This window comes from Pseudomonas sp. Sample_10 (genome assembly GCF_004321495.1).
GTDB lineage: Bacteria > Pseudomonadota > Gammaproteobacteria > Pseudomonadales > Pseudomonadaceae > Aquipseudomonas.
This window is the reverse complement of record NZ_RCOE01000273.1, coordinates 72,453-93,539: the sequence shown is the minus strand read 5'-3', so window position 1 is coordinate 93,539 and position 21,087 is coordinate 72,453. Positions and strand designations below refer to the sequence as shown.

Genomic DNA, 21,087 nt, shown 5'->3' with positions numbered 1-21,087 from the left:
AAAATTGGTTTACAGGGCCTTTCGCAGCTTTAGGCCCTCGGGACGGTGTTCTTCCAAATATATTCTTAATTCCTTTCCAAAAGCTGGAGAAAATACCTGCATGCCCTGTTGGATCCCTTCGATTCACCGGATCCCCCACACAATAACCATACGCATTCAACCCACCCTCCCCAAACGGACTCCAACTGTCCGGGCTGTTAAAACGCATCAACACCTGGTTAAACGCCCGATAACCATTGCCCAGCAAATACCACCCCGTCACCGGATCCGGACGTTCGCCGTTGAAGCCGAGCAGGCTGAGCAAACCGTTCTCTGCCGGGCGATGACCATAGGGGGAGTAGGCGAGAGGATTGAGACGAGCCGCGTCGAGTACGTTCAACACTGAGCGCTGTTGATCGGTGGCAAGCAAATGCGTGAGCCCGCCACTTTGCTGAGCCAGAACTTGATCGTCGTGCTGCATGATCGACCGTTGCAGCGTGCCTTGAATCTCGGTGGTCAGGCGATCTTTCTGGTAGAAGCGTCGAGTGGCGGTCTGTACCGTCGGCGTGCAATCAACCAGTCGATCCAAGGGGTCGTAGTGGTAGCGGCAGAGCAGCGTTTCGCGATTAGGGAGCATATCCGGGTTTCCTGAATGAATTTGTCGATTCAGGGTTTCACTTTGAAGCAGTCGACGGAGACTGCCTACTATCAGAACTGATAGTTGGGTACAGCCGACAAGTGATGCAGGCAATCATGCGGGACCGCATCAACATTGCCGAAGTGGTAGACGTGCAGGTGATCAGCCTGGATCAGGCACCGCAAGGGTATGGCGAGTTTGATGCGGGCGTGCCGAAGAAGTTTGTGATTGATCCGCATAAGATGTTTAGTGCGGCGTAAGTAAAGGCTAGAAGGCAAAGGGCGACTATGGTCGCCCTTTTTAAGGGCAATGTTTTTCAGTAAGAATGGGCCGGCGCGTCTTCGATACAACTCTTCGAGAAAAAATTCAAGTCCGATCTTTTGTCGTGCAAATGAAAATTTACCTTCAGTCTAAACGGCATTCCGTATGTTGTTTGTTGGTTCTGTTAGTTCTTTTTTTTGGGGCAATAAGGGCATGGTTATTTTTGTCATGTTGCGGGGGTGATGGGTTGCTTGTTCAACTGACACGGAGCTAAGTGTGGGCGCTAAGTTTGCGCCTGGTTTTTTACCTTGTACCTTTTGTACCAAGGCTTTAACTACGCGGTTCTTTCCTAATGTTGTAACTGCTCGATGTGCTGACTTCATGCCGGCCCCCACACTTAGCAATGCGGCACCGGTATTCTGAATGACGCCCCCTGCCGAGTAGCCTGCCAATTGCAGTGTCGTACCTGTCGCCATGCTGACATAACCCGCATTAATGGCCAATTCGGCATACCCTAGGAATCCTGCTCGTCTTGCTTGAAGAAGAGTCCCGACGATATTCTCTGCATGTGTCGCTACGGTTTCAAAAAGTCCGGCAAGCTGAGTGAGTGCTATAGCGAATTGACCAGTAGGGTCCGAAAGATTAATTGGATCGCCCAAACAGTAAACATAAGTGTTTAAGCCCCCTTTTGCGAATGGGCTATGCTTATCCGGACTGTTAAACCGCATCAACACCGGATTAAACGCCCGATAACCATTGCCCAGCAAATAACACCCCGTCACCGGATCCGGACGTTCGCCGTTGAAGCCGAGCAGGCAGAGCAAACCGTTTTCCGGGGCGCGATGGCCGTACGGTGTGTAGGCGAGGAGATGAGGCCGTGTTGCGGCGAGTGCATTCAATACCGAGCGTTGCTGATCGGTGGCGAGCAAGGTGGTTTCCACGGACCCGATTTGGCGCTGTTGCTGCGCCAGCAGTTGATCCTCCTGTTGAAAGATCGAGCGCTGCTCCGAGCCTTGAATCTCGGTGGCCAGGCTGTTTTTCAGGTAGAAGCGCTGGGCACTCGCCTGCTCCGATGGTGTGCAAGCGACCAGGCGATCCAGTGGGTCGTAGTGGTAGCGGCAAAGCAAGGCTTCGCGGTTCGTCGGCATTGGGAGGGTTCCCTGGAAGATCCGTCGATTTGGGCTATTACTGTCGCGCAATCGGCTAACTTTGCCTACTAGCAGAACTGCTAGGATCGGAGGCCCAAGAGGTCGAAATGATCAGTCGCGATGGCGATCCAAGTTGCCAGGGCGAGATCGATGCGGGTGTACCGAAGAAGTTTGAGATTGAACCGCATAAAATGTTTAGTGCGGCGTAAGCGTTCAGCCAAAAAAATGGCGACCTCGGGGCGCCAATTTTTATTAGTGAAATCCTAACAGTGCATCGAGTAACTACGGAAATTTTTTTCCGAATCGAATATTGTTGATTGTGGTGCTAATGTTTTTTATTTCCCTAGCTTGTGGCGAAGTTAGAAGGTCTAAGATTTTCTGTTCTTTGTACAGCTGCATGTCGAGATCATAAATCTCGCGGCTAGCCAGCTGGTGAGCATTACTGGGTTGCAGCTCCTCGTAAATATTTTGGTGAGAGTAATCAGGTTTTGGATAGCTCCATTCTGTTTTCGACTTGACCCCCATTGGCAGAGGCGCACGAGGACGAAGTTGTTCTCTGGGGTGAGTGAAAGAGCTCGTTCTTCTGCTAAGCGTAGATTCATAGTTTGACGAAATCGACGATATTTTTGAGGTCCCGGACGAGATGGAGGAGCGAGATGGAAATTGCCTTGCGTCCGGATAGTCCAGACTCGCAACACTTGATAAGTGTTGATTAGCTGGAAGTTCTTTTGTTGCGGCCTTAAATCCGCCATTGGCGCGTGTCATATGTGATGAGTGCTTTAATTCTAATTTTCTTCCGAGTGACATAAACATTCTTTTTAAAAGTCCCGCATGTCCATTTTGATCCGTCCTGTTCACCGGATCCCCCATGCAATACGCATACGCATTCAACCCACCCTCTCCAAACGGGCTCCAACTGTCCGGACTGTTGAACCGCATCAACACCGGATTAAACGCCCGATACCCATTGCCCAGCAAATAACACCCCGTCACCGGATCCGGTCGTTCGCCGTTGAAGCCGAGCAGGCTGAGCAAACCGTTCTCTGCCGGGCGATGACCATAGGGGGAGTAGGCGAGAGGATTGAGACGAGCCGCGTCGAGTACGTTCAACACTGAGCGCTGTTGATCGGTGGCAAGCAATCGTGTGTCCATGGCACCGCTCTGACGCTGTCGCTGAGCCAACAGTTGGTCGCCGTGCTGCATGATCGAACGCTGCGCCGCGCTCTGAATCTCTGTCGCCAGGCGATCTTTGAGGTAAAAGCGCCGAGTCGTGGCCTGCACCGTGGGTGTGCAATCAACCAGTCGATCCAGTGGGTCGTAGTGGTAGCGGCAGAGCAACGTTTCGCGTTTAGGCTGCATGGGCGGGCATCCTGAATGAATTTGTCGATTCAGGGTTTCACTGTGAAGTAACTGTTCAGGGCTGCCTACTAGCGGTTCTGATAGTGCCGTAGGTGTTTGTGACGAGCGGGCAGGAAATGCATGCCAGCCTTCGGAACATGCCCTCGCTTACCCGGTCAAACCGGCAACTTTGCGCTCGTTAACGGGCGTTATTTGTGACACACGAGGATGCCCGGATGAAGATTTCACGCGGTTTAGCATTGGCTTCGCTGTTGACCCTGGTCGCCAGTCCGGTCTTCGCTCAGTTCAGCTTGGGTGATGCGGCCAGTGCGATTGCGGGCATGCAGGACGACAACGCAGCCGTCGAGGCCGCGCCGACGGCTGAAACAGCCGACCTGCTGGGTGCGCTCAGCCAATTGAATGTGACACCGGAGCAAGCCATCGGTGGCGCCGGGGCCATGCTGGGGCTGGCGAAAAATCAGTTGAGTTCAACCGACTATTCGGCGTTGGCCAAAAGTGTCCCGGGCCTTGACCAATTGTCCGGCCTCGGTGAACTGAGTGCTCTCGCCGGTTTACTCGGATCAAGCGGCAAGGCCGCGGGCCTGGACAACGCTCTGGGCAACATCAAGGACACCACCGACCTGAACAACGCCTTCAGCGCGCTGGGCATGGACACCGGCATGATCGGCGTGTTTGCCCCGGTGATCCTGCAGTACTTCGGTCAGCAAGGTGTCGGTGGTTCGCTGTTGCAAAGCCTGGGCGGGATCTGGGGCGCCGGTACCAGCAGTTGATTCAATGGCTTTCGGCGCGCAAGGCGTCGATGCGTTGGTCCTTCTCGGTCCAGAGCTGGTTGACCCAGTTCTGGACCGTTTCACGAAAGCGCGGATCGTTTTCGTAATCGCCCTGCCACAGCGTCGGCTCGAGTTCGCGAGTCTTGATGTCGATGATGACCCTGGGCACGTTGCCGCTGATCAAATCCCAGAACCCGGGAATCGTTTGCTGTGGGTAAACCACCGTCACGTCGAGAATCGCATCCAGTTGTTCGCCCATCGCTGCCAGCACAAATGCCACGCCACCGGCCTTGGGTTTAAGCAGGTGGGTGAACGGCGATTGCTGCTGCGCACGTTTTTCGGCGGTAAACCGGGTGCCTTCCAGGTAGTTGACCACCGTCACTGGCTGGCGCTTGAACAGCTCGCAGGCCTGTCGGGTGATTTCCAGATCCTTGCCGGCAAGCTCCGGGTGCTTCGTCAGGAAGGCCTTGGTGTAGCGCTTCATGAAAGGGTAATCCAGCGCCCACCAGGCCAGGCCCAGAAATGGCACCCATATCAGTTCTTTCTTGAGGAAGAATTTGAAGAACGGCGTGCGCCTGTTCAGCGTCTGGATCAGCGCCGGGATATCGACCCAGGATTGATGGTTGCTGATCACCAGATAAGAGGTGTCGCGCCGCAGATCGTCGCCACCGCGAATGTCCCATTGAGTGGGAATGCACACGCGAAAGATCAGCTTGTCGATTTCCGACCAGGTCTCGGCGATCCACATCACCGACCAGGAGGCGTAATCGCGCAGGCGACCGGGCAACACCAGTTTGAGCAGGGCAAACACCATCAAAGGCCCGATCAGGACCAAGGTGTTGAGCAATAACAGCAGGGCAACGAAACAGCCGGTGAGCAGGCGGCGCATAGGCAACTCTTGAAAGCGTTTGGGCGCGCCATGATAAGCAGCTTCGGGCGGCAGGCCAAATCGGTGGTGACGAATGTTTCACTATGGAGCCGCTAATCTCGGGGGAACGATCAGGTGAACCACGGTCTAAAATTGCGCTGCTCACTTCTCATGGAAGCCCACTACGTGAAATCTCTCCTTGCCCTGCTTTCCCTCATCGCCCTGCCGGCTTTGGCCGCCGAGCCAACCCTGTACGGGCGCTATGAATACATCGCCTTGCCGGAAATCGGCGGTGAAGTGCTCAAGGCCAAGATGGACACCGGCGCCCTGACAGCGTCGCTGTCGGCGAAAGACATCGAAACCTTCACCCGCGACGGCGAAGACTGGGTGCGGTTCCGCCTCGCCACCAAAGATGCGAGCAACAAAGTCTACGAACATAAAGTCGCACGAATCAGCAAGATCAAGACCCGTTCCGAAGAGGACGAAGACGAAGACGTGGCTGCACCGACCAAGCGGCCGGTAGTTGACCTGGAGTTGTGCCTGGGTAACGTCAAACGCACCGTCGAGGTCAACCTGACCGACCGCAGCAGTTTTAATTATCCGTTGTTGATTGGTGCCAAAGCGTTGCGTGAGTTTGGGGCGGCGGTGAATCCGGCGAGACGGTTTACGGCGGATAAGCCGGATTGTTGATAAGAAGATGGCGCAAGGAAGGCAGAATTGCCGGGGTTTGATTTTGGATGGGATCAAACCTTCGGCGTCATCCAGTCATCGAAGCCAGTTTCCTCGAAATGCACGCGCCAGTTGCCCATTGGCGTTGCGCCAGTCCAGTCAGGATGGCGCACGGCAGATGGTTAGGAATCGCGTCGGACCGATTTCGAATTTGAAGGGGGCCCATTTGGAAATAGAGATTCATAGGTTGGAAGGTTATCCCGGGCAGGCGGGACACGTCGAAGAGTGTCAACGATCCTCTTGTCTGCATTCGAAAATGGTTTTTTCTGGTTCGGGGTTAATAGATCTCCGGACCCGGTAGTTAGGTCAATGAAAAACTCACGGGTGTCGTTTAACTTTCTTTGCAGGTTCTCGATTTTTAAGCGTTCTACGTCACTAGACCCTACCCACTCCGGGTGAGTATCCTGGTACAAAAGGATGTCTGAATCCAATGCGCTGAGTTTATTTTTAATGGCTCGTGTCAGCAGGAGTTGCTCTGAGGGCATATTTTCGGTAGCGGCAGTTTCTTTTATTTTTTCTGTTCCTCCTAAGATTTTTTTCTGTTCTATTAAAAAGTCCTTGGTGTGTTTGTGAAGGGGGGCTTTTTTTATTTTTTCCATCGTTCCAAAAATACGACTCATAAATTTATGCCCTGATGGATCCCTTTGATTAACAGGGTCTGCGCCACAATACGCATACGCATTCAATCCACCCTTGCCAAACGGACTCCAACTGTCCGGACTGTTAAACCGCATCAACACCGGATTGAACTGTCTGTACCCATTACCCAAATGATAATGCCCGGTCACCGGGTCTGGCCGTTCGCCGTTGAAACCGAGCAGGCTGAGCAAACCGTTTTCCGGCGGGCGGTAGCCGTAGGGTGAGTAGGCAATGGCATGAGGTCGTGTTGCATCAAGGGCGTTCAGTACTGAACGTTGCTGGTCGGTGGCGAGGAGGGTGGTGTCAATCTTGTCGGCGCGAGCCTGGCGTTGAGCCAGCAACTGGTCGTCGTGCTGGAACAGGCTCGTCTGTACGCCGCCGCCCACTTCGGTGGCCAAACGATTGTTGCAGTAAAAGCGCTGGATGTCGGTCTGAGCGCTCAAGCGATCGAGTGGGTCATAGCGGTAGCGACTGAGGACGGTTTCGCGAGTTGTAGTAGGCATTGGCTGAGCTCCAGGCGAGGTCGGTAGCGTCGGCCTTTAGCTTCGGAGTTTTTTCAATCTTTGCCTACTATCAGAACTGCTAGTGTTTCCTCGTCGCAGGCTAAACCTTCGGCATCGTCGCAATCATCGAAGGCCGCTGGCCCACCTCGAAATGCCACGCGGCCAATTGCGGATTGGCTGTGCGCCAGTCCAGATCAGGATGGCGCACGTAGTCCAAGGCATATAGTTACGGGTAAATATGTCTGTCCCCGTTTCTGCTGTTTCTTAGGTTTGGCGAACGTCCTGTGAAGCGTCTTTTGATGGTTTATTGGTTCTTTTTAGAGTTTCTATTTTGCTATTGATCGTTTTTAATTCTGTTTTTTTTGATTCAACTGATGTTAAGTGAGCGGAGTAAGCGGCCTTTGCGAATTCACGGTCCAGGATCAATTCGCTCCGGCGTTGTTGCCTCCCTTCGGGTGTAGATATGAGTGTTGTCGAAAAACTAGATGTGTCTGTACCTATTGTTTCATCATGGCTAGGAAGCTTTGTGCTAGGCCGAATTGGCATGTTTTCAAGGCTAAGGATTTTTTTACCTAAGGATTTTATGTTGTTGTATTCTTTGTTTATGTCTAAATTCAGTTCTTTGATCTCGGAGGACACAGTATTTTTTTCAACTTTAAGCTCTGTCAGCTCTTTTTTTACAGCGTCTGGTGTTCTACCGAAAAGCTTGCGAAGGAACTTAGGCATGTGTCCTGTCGGATCATTAAAGTTAACGGGGTCTCCAACGCAGTAGACATACGCATTCAATCCACCCTCCCCAAACGGACTCAAACTGTCCGGACTGTTGAACCGCATCAACACCGGATTGAACTGTCTGTACCCATTACCCAAATGATAATGCCCGGTCACCGGGTCTGGCCGTTCGCCGTTGAAACCGAGCAGGCTGAGCAAACCGTTTTCCGGCGGGCGGTAGCCGTAGGGTGAGTAGGCAATGGCATGAGGTCGTGTTGCATCAAGGGCGTTCAGTACTGAACGTTGCTGGTCGGTGGCGAGGAGGGTGGTGTCAATCTTGTCGGCGCGAGCCTGGCGTTGAGCCAGCAACTGGTCGTCGTGCTGGAACAGGCTCGTCTGTACGCCGCCGCCCACTTCGGTGGCCAAACGATTGTTGCAGTAAAAGCGCTGGATGTCGGTCTGAGCGCTCAAGCGATCGAGTGGGTCATAGCGGTAGCGACTGAGGACGGTTTCGCGAGTTGTAGTAGGCATTGGCTGAGCTCCAGGCGAGGTCGGTAGCGTCGGCCTTTAGCTTCGGAGTTTTTTCAATCTTTGCCTACTATCAGAACTGCTAGTGTTTCCTCGTCGCAGGCTAAACCTTCGGCATCGTCGCAATCATCGAAGGCCGCTGGCTCACCTCGAAATACCACGCGGCCAATTGTGGATTGGCCGTGCGCCAGTCCAGATCAGGATGGCGCAAGTCCACGTAACCCAAGGCACATGCCACACTGATTGCCGCCACGTCGAAATGGCTGGTCAGCTCGGCAATCGCGTCTTTTTCCAGCAGCGCCAGAGCACGGCGGATTTTGTCGCGCTGGCCGTCGAGGTAGGCGGCCCAGTGTTTTTCAGCGGGGCGCAGGGCGACTTCGTAGCGCACCAGCACGGCGGCATCCATGATCCCGTCGGCCAGCGACGCGAGGGTCAGGCGCCGCCAGCGGGCGGAACCTTCGCGAGGGATCAGCGGGTTGCCGACGTGCTGGTGGTCGAGGTAGTCGAGGATCACCCGGCTGTCATGGATGACGTTGCCGTCGGCCAAACGCAGGGCGGGGATTTTGCTCAAAGGGTTGTCGTCGATCAGCGCCAGATCCGGGTCGACCGGGGTGAGCACGCAGTTTTGCAGGGCCACTCGATTCTGTTGACCGGTTTCGTGCAGCAGCACCATGACTTTGCGAACGAAGGGCGAAAGCGGATTGTGGTACAGGGTCATGCTCGGGGCGGACATGGCAGCGTCTCGATCGGGGGCGGTGACGGGCAGCATAGCGTGTTGAGCACACAGCTCAAACGTCATGACTCGAACCGGGTGGGAGCCAGCTTGCTCGCGATGGCGATCTTGCGGCGCCATCGTCGGCAAGCCGTGCTCCTACAGGTTTTGTGTCATGCCATCCGATGATGACTGTAGGAGCAAAGCATGCTCGCGATGGCGATCTTGCGGGCGCCATCGCCGGCAAGCCGTGCTCCAACGTTCAGCGGTGTTGCAGCAAGCCCCGCAGGCCGAGGACGGCAGGAATGCCGAGCCCCAGCCAGCTCAGCGAATCCCAGACGCCATCCCCCAGCAACGCGGCAAACAATCCCGCCGCGCTGAAAAGCGCAATGACCGTGGGCGTGGCAAATACCTTCCAGAAACTCGACTGCCGAGGCCTCATGCCGCGCTCTCCGCTTTTTCCAGCACAGGGTTGGCAGCCTTGCGCCGGACCACCCACAGGTAAACCCCACTGCCGAGAACAATGATGGTCAGCACATCCAGGGTCGCCCAGAGAATTTGCATCGGCATGCCGCCGTAGTCACCGAAGTGCAACGGCTGCGACATGCCCATGGCGTCCATGTACCACGGACGTTCAGCCACAGCGGTGACTTGCAAAGTGCTGGCGTCGATCAGTACCGGCGTCAGCAAGTGCGAGGTCAAATGCGTGCTGCCCTTCATGAACACGGTGTAATGGTGCTCACTGGAGAACCGTGTGCCGGGAAAGGCGATGAAGTCGGGTTGCATGCCTGGCGCAACTTCCCTGGCGATATCGAGCAATTGAGTGGCCGGTGCCAGGTGCGTCAGCGGTGGCGCGTCGCGGTACGGCGCGACCATCGCACTCAGGCTGTCGTTGCGCCACGCGGCGATCAGCAGGTCGGCACAGGCGCTGATCACGCCGGTTACTCCGACCACCAGTGCCCAGGTCAGCGTCACCACGCCGATCAGGTTATGCAGGTCGAGCCAGCGCAGGCGGGTGGATTTGTCGTGGCGCACGGTGGCGAATTTCAAGCGACGCATGAACGGCAGGTACAGCACGGTGCCCGAAACGATCGCGACAACGAACAGCAACCCCATGAACGCCAGCAACAATTTGCCCGGCAGGCCGGCAAACATGTCCACGTGCAGGCGCAACATGACCATCATGAAGCCGCCATTGGCCGATGGCATCTCCAGCGCTTCGCCGGTACGGGCATCGAGCATGAAGGTATGGGATGAGTTCGGCTCGGTGCCGGCGGTGGCAGCCATGATCGCGATGGCGGCATTGGGCTCGTCATCCTCGAAACCGAAATATTGCATGACCTCGCCGGGGCGATGCTTCTCGGCCGCCTGTACCAACTGCTGCAAATTCAGGTGGGGGGTGTCCGCCGGCATGACCTGCAACTCTGGGGCATCGCCCAGCAGATGGTCGATCTCGTGATGGAAGATCAAGGGCAGGCCGGTCAATGCCAGCATCAGCAGGAACACGGTGCAAATCAGGCTGGACCAGGTGTGGATAAAGGACCAGCGGCGGATTGTTTTGCTTTTCATTTCTTGGCCTTTGAAAAAACCGAAGCCGCCCATTAAGGACGGCCTGGTCATAGGGCATGTCAGATCAACGCTTTACCACTTGTAGGTGGCACTGGCGACGACGCTGCGCTGGTCGCCGTAGTAGCAGTAGAAACTGTCGCAAGTCGAGATGTAGTCCTTGTCGAACAGGTTGGTCGCGTTCAGCGCCAGCGAGGCGCCTTTCAAGCTGTTGTCCAGACGGCCGAGGTCGTAGTGAACAGCTGCGTCGAACACGGTGTAGGCATCGGCCTTGCCCAGTTCGGTGTTGGCCTGGTCGCCGTAGGTGTTGCCGGTGTAGCGAACGCCACCGCCCACGCCGAAACCATCGAGCACGCCGTTGTGCCAGGTGTAATCGGCCCACAGCGAAGCCTGCTGGTTTGGCATCAGTTGCAGGCGATTGCCTTTGAAATCACCTTTTTGCACTTCGGATTTTGCCAGGGTGTACGCGGCGATGACCTTGAGGTTCTCCGTCACATCGGAAACGGCTTCCAGCTCCAGTCCCTTGACCTTTACTTCACCGGTCTGGCTGGTGATCGAAACGTTGTCCGAGTTGGTGGTGGTGACAGACACGTTCTTCTGGGTCAGGTCGTAGATCGCTGCACTGAGTAATGTATCGCTGCCCGGCGGCTGGTACTTGATGCCCAGTTCCCACTGCTCGCCTTCGGTCGGTTTGAACGAATCGGTGGGCGAGGCCGTGGCATTGCTGGTTGGCTGGAACGACTCGGCGTACGACAGGTACGGAACAAAACCGTTGTCGAACACGTAGCTGATCGCTGCGTTACCGCTGAAGTTGGTGTCGCGCTCAGTATTTGTGGCATCGCCCTTGTTGAAGAACTTGGTGCCGGTGTGAACCCAGTCTTCACGACCGCCCAGTGTCAGGCGCCATTGGTCGAGGGCCATCTGGTCCTGGACATACAGACCGGTCTGATAGGTTTTCTGGTCGTAGTCGTAGAACGCGCTGGAGCGTGGCGGACGGACGATTTCCACGCCACGCACCGGGTTGTTCACGTTGGTCGGCGGTGCGCTGCCGAAAATCGAGGTGTAGTTGGTGTTGCTGCGCTGGTGATCGAAACCAATCAACACGGTGTGACTGACATCGCCAGTGGCGAAGTCGGCCTGGAAGTTGTTGTCCACGGCGAACTGGCTGATGTCCTCGTCGACGCTGGTGGTCGAGCGGCCGACGTTGCCTTCATTGTCGACCTGAGTGAACGGGTACGCGCCGACGGTGATGCCCTGGAAGGACAAGTCAGATTTTGTGTAGCGCAGGTTCTGACGGAATTGCCAGACATCGTTGAGGCGATGTTCGAAGGCATAGCCCAGCGCGTAGTAAGTGCGGTCGTAGTATTCCCAATCCGGGTCGCCCAGGTTCTTGTGGTGGGAAACATCGCCGAACGGCATGTTGATTTTGGTGCCCTGGATCGGCAGGAACTGGCTGGTGATGCCGGTATCGTCACGGGTGAATTGCGTGAGCAGTGTGAACCGGGTGTCTTCGTCGATGTTCCAGGTCAGGCTTGGCGCAATGTTGTAGCGCTTGTTGTCGACGTGGTCGATCTGGGTTCCGCTGTCGCGCACTACGCCGCTCAGACCGTAGAGGAATTGCCCTTCATCGTCGATCTTGCCGGTGCTGGCAAAATTGATCTGGCGATGATTGTCGCTGCCGTATTGCAGCTGGACTTCGCTGCTCGACTCAGCACTGGGACGGCGACTGACCATATCGAGCAGGCCGCCCGGCGGCGTCTGACCATAGATCGACGAGGCTGGGCCGCGCAGCAGGGCAAGGCGGTCGAGGTTCCAGGTTTCCTGTTTCGGGTTGGCATACACGCCTTTTGGCAGCGGCAGGCCATCGAGGAACTGGGTCGGTTCGAAACCGCGCACTCGCAACCAGTCGGCGCGGGTGTCGCTGCCATAGCTGCTGGCGGTGATGCCTGGCATGTAGCGCACGGCGTCGTCGAGACTCTGTACGTTACGGTCGTCCATCTGCTCACGGGTTGCCACGGAAATCGAACGCGGCACCTCGACCAGTGCGGTGTCGGTCTTGGTGCCGGCAGCCGTGCGCTTGGCCAGATAACCCTGCACCGGCCCCCACGCGTTTTCAGGATCAGCTTCGACGCCGATCACGCTGGTGGCCGGCAGCGACATCACACCTTCGGGCACCGCCACCAGTGTGTAGCTGCCGGTGGCGCTTTGTTCCAATTGCAAACCCGTGCCCCGCAGTGCTTCACGCAAAGCGCCGGCAGCATCGAATTGGCCGGTGACCGGAGCCGACGTCTTGCCCGCCGCCAGCGATGGGCTCAGCGACAGGGCGAGGCCCGCCTGGCTGGCGATCTGGTTCAGGGTGTTGGCCAATGGCGCGGCCGGCAGGTTGTAGGCGCGAACGCTGGACGCCTGTTCAGCGGCGACCAGTTGACTGCTGGCCAAAGGGGTGCAAAGGGCGATGGCGACCGCCAGCAAACTGGGGCGCAACAAGGTGTCTAGCGAACGGGACATACAGCGGCTCCTGAAAGGGAATACTTCTCAATTGCCTAGGTGCCGAACGAAAATCAAAAAGTGATAGGGCTGGATGAAAATAATTTCGATTCAATAATCACTGTAAGTCTGACGGCCTCTTCGCGGGCAAGCCTCGCTCCTACAGTTTTGTATTGTTCCCACATTCAATAAACGACTCGACCTGGTAGGAGCGAGGCTTGCCCGCGAAGGCCGAATGCCAGAAACAGCACCTCTCAGGGTTTGGCATCGGCCTTGGCCGCCACCGTCACCCACCATTGCGTGTGCTGTTCAATCTGCACTGGTAACGTCGGTAACAGCGCGTTCAGGGCCAGGTCCGTGTCATGCAGCGGGAAGCTGCCGGTGATCCGCAGGTCCGCTACTTGCGGCGTCACGCCCAAATACCCGCGGCGATAACGGCCGAGTTCATGCACCAGGTCTTCCAATCGCGCGTTATCCACCACCAGCATGCCGCGGGTCCAGGCATCTGCGCCGAGGTTGAGTGCAGCCACCGATCCCAAGCCATCATTACGAATCAGTACTTGCTGGCCTTCGCGCAAAATCTGTTCGTCAGCGCTCGATTGCGGATGAACGGCCACCGCCGACTGCAAGACGCTCAGGCGCGTGCCTGCTTCTTCGCGCTTGACCAGAAACCGTGTGCCCAATGCGCGCATGCTGCCTTCGCGGGTTTCGACGATAAACGGGCGGGCATCACCATGGCCGGTCTCAACGAGGATTTCCCCTTCCTGGAGTACCACCCGGCGCTGCTTCTCATCGAAGCGCACGTCCACGGCACTGTGGGTGTTGAGGTTGATCAGCGTGCCGTCGGCCAGGCGAAGGGTGCGCTGTTCACCGGTCGCGGTGCGTTGGTCGGCCAACCAGTAACCGACCGGCAGATACCGCTCACCGGCAAACAATGCCAGACCGATCACCGCTACGACGCTGGCCAGACCGCTGCCGAGCTTGCGTACCCGTCGGCGAATACCTTCGCGCGATTGCAGCAAGGCAGTGCGGGCCGGGCCGCTGGCGACGCTGAAGCGTTGGTCGAGCATGCCCAATTGGCGCCATGCACGCGCATGTTCTTCGTGGGCGGCGTGCCATTTGCTGAACGCTTCGCGCTCCACCGGATTACCGGAATCCAGCGACAGCTGCCAGGCAATGGCGGCATCGAGCACCTGCGCCGACACTGGCTTGGAACTGAGCGGGTTCATGTCGGCTCACCGTACAGCGCGATGTAACACTGACGCAGGCCCTGGGTCAGGTACTGGCGCACACGCGATACCGACACGCCGAGGCGTTCGGCGATTTGCGCGTGGCTCAAGCCATCGAGACGATTGTAGAGAAACGCCGCCCGAGCCTTGCTCGACAGCTTGCCGAGCAGGCGATCGATGTTTTTCAGGTCTTCAAGGATCATTTGCTGTTCTTCCACCGACGGTTGCTCGGCTTCGGGGATCAGCATCAGTTCGGTGAGGTAGGCCTGTTCCAGCGCGGCGCGGCGGAAATAGTCGAACAGCAGGCCCTTGGCAATCGCCACCAGAAACGCCCGCGGTTCGCGCGGCTCTTTGAGTTCCTCACGGCCGAGCAAACGCACGAAGGTGTCCTGACTCAGGTCTTCGGCTCGTTGCGGGCAAGCGACGTTGCGACGAAGCCAGGCCAATAGCCAACCGCGATGGTCGCGATATAACGCACCGACGAGCTCACTTTGAGGGCTTGGGACTGACGACACGCCGCATCACCGTTTGGGAAGTGTTAACTAACGAGAATTGTTCGCGATTGTGGCAGAGGCGAGAAGGGTGCGCAATTGGCGCTGGTCGGGTGGGATAAATGCTTGTTCGCTGTAAGACCGCGGCTTCGTTCATCGCGGGCAAGCCTCGGTCCTATAGAGATGGTGTCGTTCGTCAACGTCCTGAACGACATTTCTGTAGGAGCGAGGCTTGCCCGCGAAGGCGCCAGAGCAGACCAAAAAATTTAGAAAGACGGGGTTTGCTGCCGTCGTTTCCACTGATTCAACCGCTGCTGCAAATTCAACGGACTGTGAATCTGTTGCTGTCGCGCACGGCTGAACAGGATCAACGCCAGTTCCGCCGTGGCCAGCGCATCGGCGCTGGCGTTGTGACGTTCGAACACTTCGAGTTTGAACCAGTCGATCCACTCGTCCAGCCCGGCCTCGCGAATGTGCGCCTGCGGGCAGACCAGCGGGGCGATATCCGCAACATCCATAAACAGGTGCTGCAACTTGTAACCCAGATGTTCTTTCAGTGCGCGGCCGAGCATGTGCTGGTCGAATGGCGCGTGGAAAGCCAGCACCGGACTGTCGCCGACAAACTCCATGAAATCGAGCAGTGCGTGGGCCGGATCGCTGCCGGCAGCAATCGCGCTGGGGCCGATCCCATGAATCAGCACGCTGGGGCCGAGTTTGACTTCGGCGCATTGCAGGGTGCGCTCGAACTGCTGGCTGAAGCCGATCGCGCCGTCTTCGATCACCACCGCACCGATGGACAGCACGCGGTCCTTGTTCAGGTTCAGTCCGGTGGTTTCCAGGTCGAGCACCACCCAGCGTTGTTCGCGCAGGCTGCACTCGCTCAATTCTTTCACCGCCGGCAAACGTTGCAGGCGTTGTTGCAATTCTCCGGACAGGCTCGGGCCGCCCGGGCGCAACCATGAAAACAGACTCATTGCTGATCGCTCATAATTGGTACCGCAGGGCCAGACTGCTTTGCAGGCGTTGCGCCTGACGCAAGGACTCACGCAGGATCCGCCGGTCCAGATGATTCAGACTGTCCGGATCGACGCGGTTGGAGTAAGGCAGGTTCTCCCGGGTCTGTAGCTGATGTTGCTGCATGCGGGTTTGCTGAATGAAGTGATAGGCCTCTTCGTACGCCGCGCCGTCCAGGGGCTCGATGATCTCTTTGTCCACCAGTTGGCGAAAACGCTCCAGGGTGTTGTTGGTTTCGATGCCATGGGCCAGGGCAAGCAGTCGCGCCCCGTCGACGAAGGGCGTCAGGCCCTGAATCTTCAAGTCCAGTGTGGCTTTCTCGCCATTCTTTCGGGCCAGTACAAACTCGCGGAAACGCCCTACAGGCGGGCGATTGCGTAGCGCGTTTTCGGCCAGCATGCGCTGGAACAAGCGGTTGTCGGCGACCTGGTCGAGAATCCCGCGGCGCAACTGCTCACAACCTTGCTCGTTGCCCCAGACCACACGCAGATCGAAATAGATACTCGAACCCAGCAGGTTTTCCGGCGTGGCCTCGCGGATGAACGCGGCGAAGCGACGCGCCCACTCGACACGGGACAAGCACAGTTCGGGGTTACCGGCCATGATGTTGCCCTTGCACAGGGTGAAGCCGCACAACGCCAGGCTTTGGTTGATCTGATGGGCGATGGGCAGCAACTTGCCGCGGATTTCGGCAGCATGGGCTGCGTCGCGGGCTTCGAACAGAATGCCGTTGTCCTGGTCGGTGTGCAGCGTTTGCTCGCGACGGCCTTCGCTGCCGAAACACAACCAACTGAACGCGACGCCCGGATCACCTTTCTCGGCGAGGGTCAGTTCAATCACCCGGCACACGGTGTGATCGTTGAGCAGGGTGATGATGTGGGTGATCTGGGTCGAGGACGCACCGTGGGCCAGCATGCGCTCGACCAATTGGCCGATCTCGCCGCGCATGGCCACCAGGTTTTCCACCCGCGGAGCGTTGCGGATGGTCCGCGCCAGGTGCACCAGGTCGACCCGCTGCAGTGAAAACAGATCGCGCTCGGACACCACGCCACACAGGCGTTGGTCCTTGACCAGGCAGACATGGGCGATATGCCGCTCGGTCATGGCGATCGCGGCGTCGAACGCGCTGTGGTCCGGTGTGAGGTAAAACGGCGAGGGTGTCATGTGGCGTTCGATGGCTTCGGCAAAATCACCGGCAGCATTGGCCACCACGTGCCGCAGGTCGCGCAGGGTGAAAATCCCCAGCGGCGCTTGCTGTTCATCAACCACCACAATGCTGCCCACCTGCTGCTCGTGCATCAGGGTCACGGCCTCGCGCAGGGGCGTCGCCGGACTGCACATGACCGGATGGCGCATGGCCAATTCACCCAAACGGGTATTGAGCGAATACTGCGTGCCAAGGGTTTCCACGGCTTTCTGCTGGACCTGCTGATTGACCTGATCCAGCAGGCTGCTCACGCCGCGTAGGGCAAAGTCACGGAATGTGCCGGAAATGGCGAAGAGCTTGATAAATGCGAGTTTGTTCAGCTGTAGGCAAAAGGTGTCTTCGGCTGCCAGATGTTCAGTGCGCGTCGCACGTTCTCCCAGCAACGCCGCCAGGGGAAAACACTCGCCGGTGGTGATCTCGAAAGTGGTTTCGGTACCGCCCTTGGCTGAATGGGGGCGCTCGCCTACGACCCGGCCCTGTTTGACGATATAGAAATGTTCAACCGGGCCCTCGGCAGGCTTGATGATGCTTTCGCCGGGGGCATAAAAACGCAGCTGACATTGTTCAACCAGGTACGCCAGGTGGGCGTGTTCCATCTGGTTGAAAGGCGGGAATCGCTGAAGAAATTGCAGAGTGCCCTGGATGTTCTGCAACACCGCGGTTTTCCCTGCCTGTGTGAAGGCGTCCGCTTTACTCATAACCATTACCGCAGTCTTTTTTGGAGTTGTTGTTGTCGGATGACTCACCCATGGTCGACCCCTGCGAGCGGGGTGCCCATTGGACGTAAGTCTAGGTAGGACGTAAACGTGAGGTAGCGTCTGAAAAACCCTACCTAAATGTGAGAAAAACCTTACCTAACCCCTATTGGAAAATATTCCGACGAAGTGCACATTGAAGGTCTGCTTAGCGATGTCTCACCACTGTGCTAGGGAAATGAATTGAACATGTAGAGTACGCCATGTCCGACCACGATATTTTGAGTGACGCCGAGCGTGAAGCGCTGAGTGCAGTCATGCAGGAACCTGACTTGCCGCCGCAACGGGTGTTGATCGTCGATGACGATAAAGATGCCCGGGAGCTGCTGTCAGAGATCCTCGGGTTGGACGGGATTCGTTGCCTGACCGCGGCGAGCGGCGAAACAGCATTGAAAATGCTGGAAGAGAAACCCGCGATTGGTTTGATCATCACCGATTTGCGGATGGGCAATGTCGATGGCCTCGATCTGATCCGCCAGGTCCGTGAATCGGTACGGGCGGCGATGCCGATCATCATTGTGTCCGGTGATGCCGACGTGAAAGACGCCATCGCCGCCATGCATTTGAGCGTGGTGGATTTTTTGCTCAAGCCCATCGATACCGGCAAATTGCTGGGGCTGGTCAAGCATGAGTTGGGGATGGAGCCCTGACCGATGATGGGTTTGGCTTGTTTGATCGTCTTCGCGGGCAAGCCGCGCTTCGTGCAAGACCTGTAGGAGCGAGGCTTGTCCGTGAAGGCAGCGCCCGTGATGCCCAAAAAAAAGCCCTGATCGAGAGATCAGGGCTTTTCTTGTCCGGCGTAAACGTTCGTTACAGGCCGTTGGCAGCCTTGAACTCGCGACGACGACGGTGCAGGACCGGCTCGGTGTAGCCGTTCGGCTGCCTGGTGCCTTCGATCACCAACTCGACCGCCGCCTGGAAGGCGATGTTGCTGTCGAAGTCTGGTGCCAATGGACGGTACAGCGCATCACCAGCGTTCTGACGGTCAACCACCGGCGCCATGCGCTTGAGGCTTTCCATCACTTGCTCTTCGGTGACGATGCCGTGACGCAGCCAGTTGGCGATGTGCTGGCTCGAAATACGCAGCGTGGCACGGTCTTCCATCAGGCCGACATCGTTGATGTCCGGCACTTTCGAACAGCCAACGCCCTGGTCGATCCAGCGCACGACGTAACCGAGAATGCCCTGGCTGTTGTTGTCCAGTTCGTTCTTGATTTGCTCGGCGGTCCACTGCGGATTCACTGCCAGCGGGATGGTCAGGATGTCGTCCACCGACGCGTGAGCACGCTTGGCCAGTTCGGCCTGACGGGCGAACACGTCAACCTTGTGGTAGTGCAGCGCGTGCAGGGCAGCGGCAGTTGGCGACGGGACCCAGGCCGTGTTGGCGCCGGCCAGTGGGTGAGCGATTTTCTGTTCGAGCATCGCTGCCATCAGGTCAGGCATTGCCCACATGCCTTTACCGATCTGTGCGCGACCCTGCAGGCCGGTGCTCAAACCGATATCGACGTTGGAGTTCTCGTAGGCACCGATCCATTTTTCCGCCTTCATGTCGGCCTTGCGCACCATCGGGCCGGCTTCCATGGAGGTGTGGATTTCGTCGCCCGTGCGGTCGAGGAAACCGGTGTTGATGAACACCACGCGCTCGCTGGCAGCCTTGATGCAAGCCTTGAGGTTGACCGTGGTACGGCGTTCCTCGTCCATGATCCCGACCTTGAGGGTATTGCGCGCCAGGCCCAGTACGTCTTCGATGCGGCCGAACAGTTCGTTGGTGAACGCCGCTTCTTCAGGGCCGTGCATCTTCGGCTTCACAATGTAGATGGAGCCGGTGCGGGTGTTCTTGCGCGTGGTGTTGCCGTTCAGGTTGTGCATCGCTGCCAGGCAGGTCACCAGGCCATCGAGAATACCTTCCGGCACTTCATTGCCATCTTTGTCGAGGATCGCATCGATGGTCATCAGGTGACCCACGTTGCGCACGAACAACAACGAGCGACCGTGCAGGTTCACCGCGTTACCGTCGACACCGGTGTAGGTGCGGTCGGGGTTCATGGTGCGGGTAAACGTCTTGCCACCCTTGGCGACTTCTTCCGACAGGTCGCCTTTCATCAAGCCGAGCCAGTTGCGGTAGATCACCACTTTGTCATCGGCATCAACGGCGGCAACCGAGTCTTCGCAGTCCATGATGGTGGTCAGCGCGGCTTCCATCAGGATGTCTTTGACGCCGGCGGCATCGGTCTGGCCAACCGGAGTGCTGGCGTCGACCTGGATTTCGAAATGCAGGCCGTTGTTTTTCAGCAGGATCGCGGTCGGTGCCGAAGCATCGCCCTGGAAACCGATCAGTTGCGCATCGTTGCGCAGGCCGCTGTTGCTGCCGCCCTTGAGCGCGACGACCAGTTTGCCGTCGACGATTTTATAGGCGGTGGAATCGACGTGGGAACCGGCTGCCAGTGGCGCCGCTTCGTCGAGGAAAGCGCGGGCGAAGGCGATGACCTTGTCGCCACGAACCTTGTTGTAGCCTTTGCCTTTTTCCGCACCGTCAGCTTCGCTGATGGCGTCGGTGCCGTAGAGCGCGTCGTACAGCGAACCCCAGCGGGCGTTCGAAGCATTGAGAGCGAAGCGGGCGTTCATCACCGGGACCACGAGTTGTGGACCGGCCATGCGGGCGATTTCTTCATCGACGTTTTGCGTCGTTGCCTGGAAATCGGCCGCTTCTGGCAGCAGATAACCGATGTCTTGCAGGAAGGCTTTGTAGGCCACGGCGTCGTGCGCCTGACCGGCGCGTTCCTGGTGCCAGGCGTCGATACGCGCCTGGAAATCATCGCGTTTGGCGAGTAGGGCTTTGTTCTTCGGCGCCAGGTCATGAATGACCTTGTCGGCACCGGCCCAGAACTTATCGGCGGTGAGGCCGGTACCGGGAATGGCTTCGTTGTTCACGAAGTCGAACAGGACTTTGGCGACCTGCAGGCCACCGACTTGAACGTGTTCAGTCATTGCTTGCCTCACTCTGCTCAGCTATTTCGCTTTTCAGCTCTTCAATTTAACAATGAAGCCTCTGGCCATTTAAACCACAAACCCTGCGACCAGTACATGCCATTTCTGACGGCTGGGTGGTGACCGATCAACGGCTTGAGGGCCTTGCTGACGGGGCTTTCAGGGATGTGGCTGCGGCTGTGGCAGACATCGATCCAACGTTATGTAGTGCGCGCTGCGGCATACTACATGATCAATTGCGCTTGTGAAAATTAGACTAATTACGTCGTTCTGCGACCCCATGACGCATTGCAGTCACGTCGGGGATCGGGATGTTCTCAAAAAACCATGAGATTGTTCCAGTTAAATATAAAAAGTTGTACACATAATCTTTGGTTTGCGGCTATGGAGCTATGTTTCCCGTGGCGAGGGAGCTTGCTCCCGCTGGCTTGCGAAGCAAGCCCAAACGTTTTTACGACTGCCTCGCAGTCGAGCGGGAGCAAGCTCCCTCGCCACAGCCAAGCCGA

Annotated in this window: 18 protein-coding genes and 2 pseudogenes; 4 read left to right on the top strand and 16 right to left on the bottom strand. The window is 57.3% G+C overall.

Annotated features, from left to right (window positions below; genetic code table 11):
• The coding region (locus D8U18_RS26240) for an RHS repeat-associated core domain-containing protein (RefSeq protein ID WP_131108982.1) at positions 1-616 on the bottom strand (616 nt) is incomplete at its 3' end.
• A gap of 80 nt (positions 617-696) precedes the next feature.
• On the opposite strand from D8U18_RS26240, the pseudogene D8U18_RS26235 reads away from it, so the two are divergent.
• A pseudogene (locus tag D8U18_RS26235) lies at positions 697-876 on the top strand (formaldehyde dehydrogenase, glutathione-independent); the annotation flags it as partial.
• Between the two features lie 150 nt (positions 877-1,026).
• On the opposite strand, the gene D8U18_RS26230 reads toward D8U18_RS26235, so the two are convergent.
• Together D8U18_RS26230 and D8U18_RS29150 are read right to left on the bottom strand one after the other, a co-directional pair.
• Complete coding sequence (locus D8U18_RS26230) at positions 1,027-2,025, bottom strand: RHS repeat-associated core domain-containing protein (RefSeq protein ID WP_131108980.1); 999 nt, start codon at positions 2,023-2,025, stop codon at positions 1,027-1,029.
• A 282-nt stretch (positions 2,026-2,307) separates the two neighbouring features.
• The gene (locus D8U18_RS29150) at positions 2,308-3,384 is read right to left on the bottom strand and encodes an RHS repeat-associated core domain-containing protein (protein ID WP_241664359.1); all 1,077 of its coding nucleotides are present in this window, start codon (positions 3,382-3,384) and stop codon (positions 2,308-2,310) included.
• Between the two features lie 215 nt (positions 3,385-3,599).
• On the opposite strand from D8U18_RS29150, the gene D8U18_RS26220 reads away from it, so the two are divergent.
• Positions 3,600-4,154: a DUF2780 domain-containing protein gene (locus tag D8U18_RS26220; protein ID WP_130905995.1), complete on the top strand. Its 555-nt coding sequence runs from the start codon at positions 3,600-3,602 to the stop codon at positions 4,152-4,154.
• 1 nt (position 4,155) lies between these two features.
• On the opposite strand, the gene D8U18_RS26215 is transcribed toward D8U18_RS26220, so the two are convergent.
• Entirely contained in the window at positions 4,156-5,043 is an 888-nt protein-coding gene (locus D8U18_RS26215) for an acyltransferase (RefSeq protein ID WP_056853875.1), read from the bottom strand.
• A gap of 165 nt (positions 5,044-5,208) precedes the next feature.
• Here D8U18_RS26215 and D8U18_RS26210 point away from each other — a divergent pair, with 165 nt between their 5' ends.
• Positions 5,209-5,712, top strand: a complete 504-nt coding sequence (locus tag D8U18_RS26210) for an ATP-dependent zinc protease (RefSeq protein ID WP_056854370.1) — start codon at positions 5,209-5,211, stop codon at positions 5,710-5,712.
• A gap of 161 nt (positions 5,713-5,873) precedes the next feature.
• On the opposite strand, the gene D8U18_RS26205 is transcribed toward D8U18_RS26210, so the two are convergent.
• The 11 genes and pseudogenes from D8U18_RS26205 to D8U18_RS26155 form a co-directional block, all read right to left on the bottom strand.
• The gene (locus D8U18_RS26205) at positions 5,874-6,893 is read right to left on the bottom strand and encodes an RHS repeat-associated core domain-containing protein (RefSeq protein ID WP_131108978.1); all 1,020 of its coding nucleotides are present in this window, start codon (positions 6,891-6,893) and stop codon (positions 5,874-5,876) included.
• A gap of 100 nt (positions 6,894-6,993) precedes the next feature.
• A pseudogene (locus tag D8U18_RS29145) lies at positions 6,994-7,113 on the bottom strand (glutathione S-transferase); the annotation flags it as partial.
• A 44-nt stretch (positions 7,114-7,157) separates the two neighbouring features.
• A complete protein-coding gene (locus D8U18_RS26195) occupies positions 7,158-8,135 on the bottom strand; it encodes an RHS repeat-associated core domain-containing protein (protein WP_131108976.1) in 978 nt (325 codons plus the stop codon).
• A 100-nt stretch (positions 8,136-8,235) separates the two neighbouring features.
• Positions 8,236-8,865 carry a glutathione S-transferase gene (locus tag D8U18_RS26190; protein ID WP_056854369.1) on the bottom strand — a complete coding sequence of 210 codons (630 nt, stop codon included), beginning with the start codon at positions 8,863-8,865 and terminating at the stop codon, positions 8,236-8,238.
• A gap of 241 nt (positions 8,866-9,106) precedes the next feature.
• A complete protein-coding gene (locus tag D8U18_RS26185; RefSeq protein ID WP_056853874.1) occupies positions 9,107-9,286 on the bottom strand; it encodes a hypothetical protein in 180 nt (59 codons plus the stop codon).
• Positions 9,283-10,413 carry a PepSY-associated TM helix domain-containing protein gene (locus D8U18_RS26180; RefSeq protein WP_131108974.1) on the bottom strand — a complete coding sequence of 377 codons (1,131 nt, stop codon included), beginning with the start codon at positions 10,411-10,413 and terminating at the stop codon, positions 9,283-9,285. The genes D8U18_RS26185 and D8U18_RS26180 overlap by 4 nt, the downstream gene beginning before the upstream one ends.
• Before the next feature lie 72 nt (positions 10,414-10,485).
• The gene (locus D8U18_RS26175; protein ID WP_131108972.1) at positions 10,486-12,918 is read right to left on the bottom strand and encodes a TonB-dependent siderophore receptor; all 2,433 of its coding nucleotides are present in this window, start codon (positions 12,916-12,918) and stop codon (positions 10,486-10,488) included.
• Between the two features lie 233 nt (positions 12,919-13,151).
• The gene (locus D8U18_RS26170) at positions 13,152-14,126 is read right to left on the bottom strand and encodes a FecR family protein (RefSeq protein WP_056853872.1); all 975 of its coding nucleotides are present in this window, start codon (positions 14,124-14,126) and stop codon (positions 13,152-13,154) included.
• Positions 14,123-14,641: an RNA polymerase sigma factor gene (locus tag D8U18_RS26165; RefSeq protein WP_131108970.1), complete on the bottom strand. Its 519-nt coding sequence runs from the start codon at positions 14,639-14,641 to the stop codon at positions 14,123-14,125. The genes D8U18_RS26170 and D8U18_RS26165 overlap by 4 nt, the downstream gene beginning before the upstream one ends.
• Before the next feature lie 242 nt (positions 14,642-14,883).
• The gene (locus D8U18_RS26160) at positions 14,884-15,591 is read right to left on the bottom strand and encodes a 3'-5' exonuclease (protein ID WP_131108968.1); all 708 of its coding nucleotides are present in this window, start codon (positions 15,589-15,591) and stop codon (positions 14,884-14,886) included.
• A 10-nt stretch (positions 15,592-15,601) separates the two neighbouring features.
• Positions 15,602-17,542, bottom strand: a complete 1,941-nt coding sequence (locus tag D8U18_RS26155) for a putative nucleotidyltransferase substrate binding domain-containing protein (RefSeq protein WP_177435067.1) — start codon at positions 17,540-17,542, stop codon at positions 15,602-15,604.
• Positions 17,543-17,796: 254 nt separating this feature from the next.
• On the opposite strand from D8U18_RS26155, the gene D8U18_RS26150 reads away from it, so the two are divergent.
• Positions 17,797-18,243, top strand: a complete 447-nt coding sequence (locus D8U18_RS26150; protein WP_056853869.1) for a response regulator — start codon at positions 17,797-17,799, stop codon at positions 18,241-18,243.
• A 160-nt stretch (positions 18,244-18,403) separates the two neighbouring features.
• On the opposite strand, the gene D8U18_RS26145 is transcribed toward D8U18_RS26150, so the two are convergent.
• Entirely contained in the window at positions 18,404-20,581 is a 2,178-nt protein-coding gene (locus D8U18_RS26145; RefSeq protein WP_056853581.1) for a malate synthase G, read from the bottom strand.
• Between the last annotated feature and the right edge of the window lie 506 nt (positions 20,582-21,087).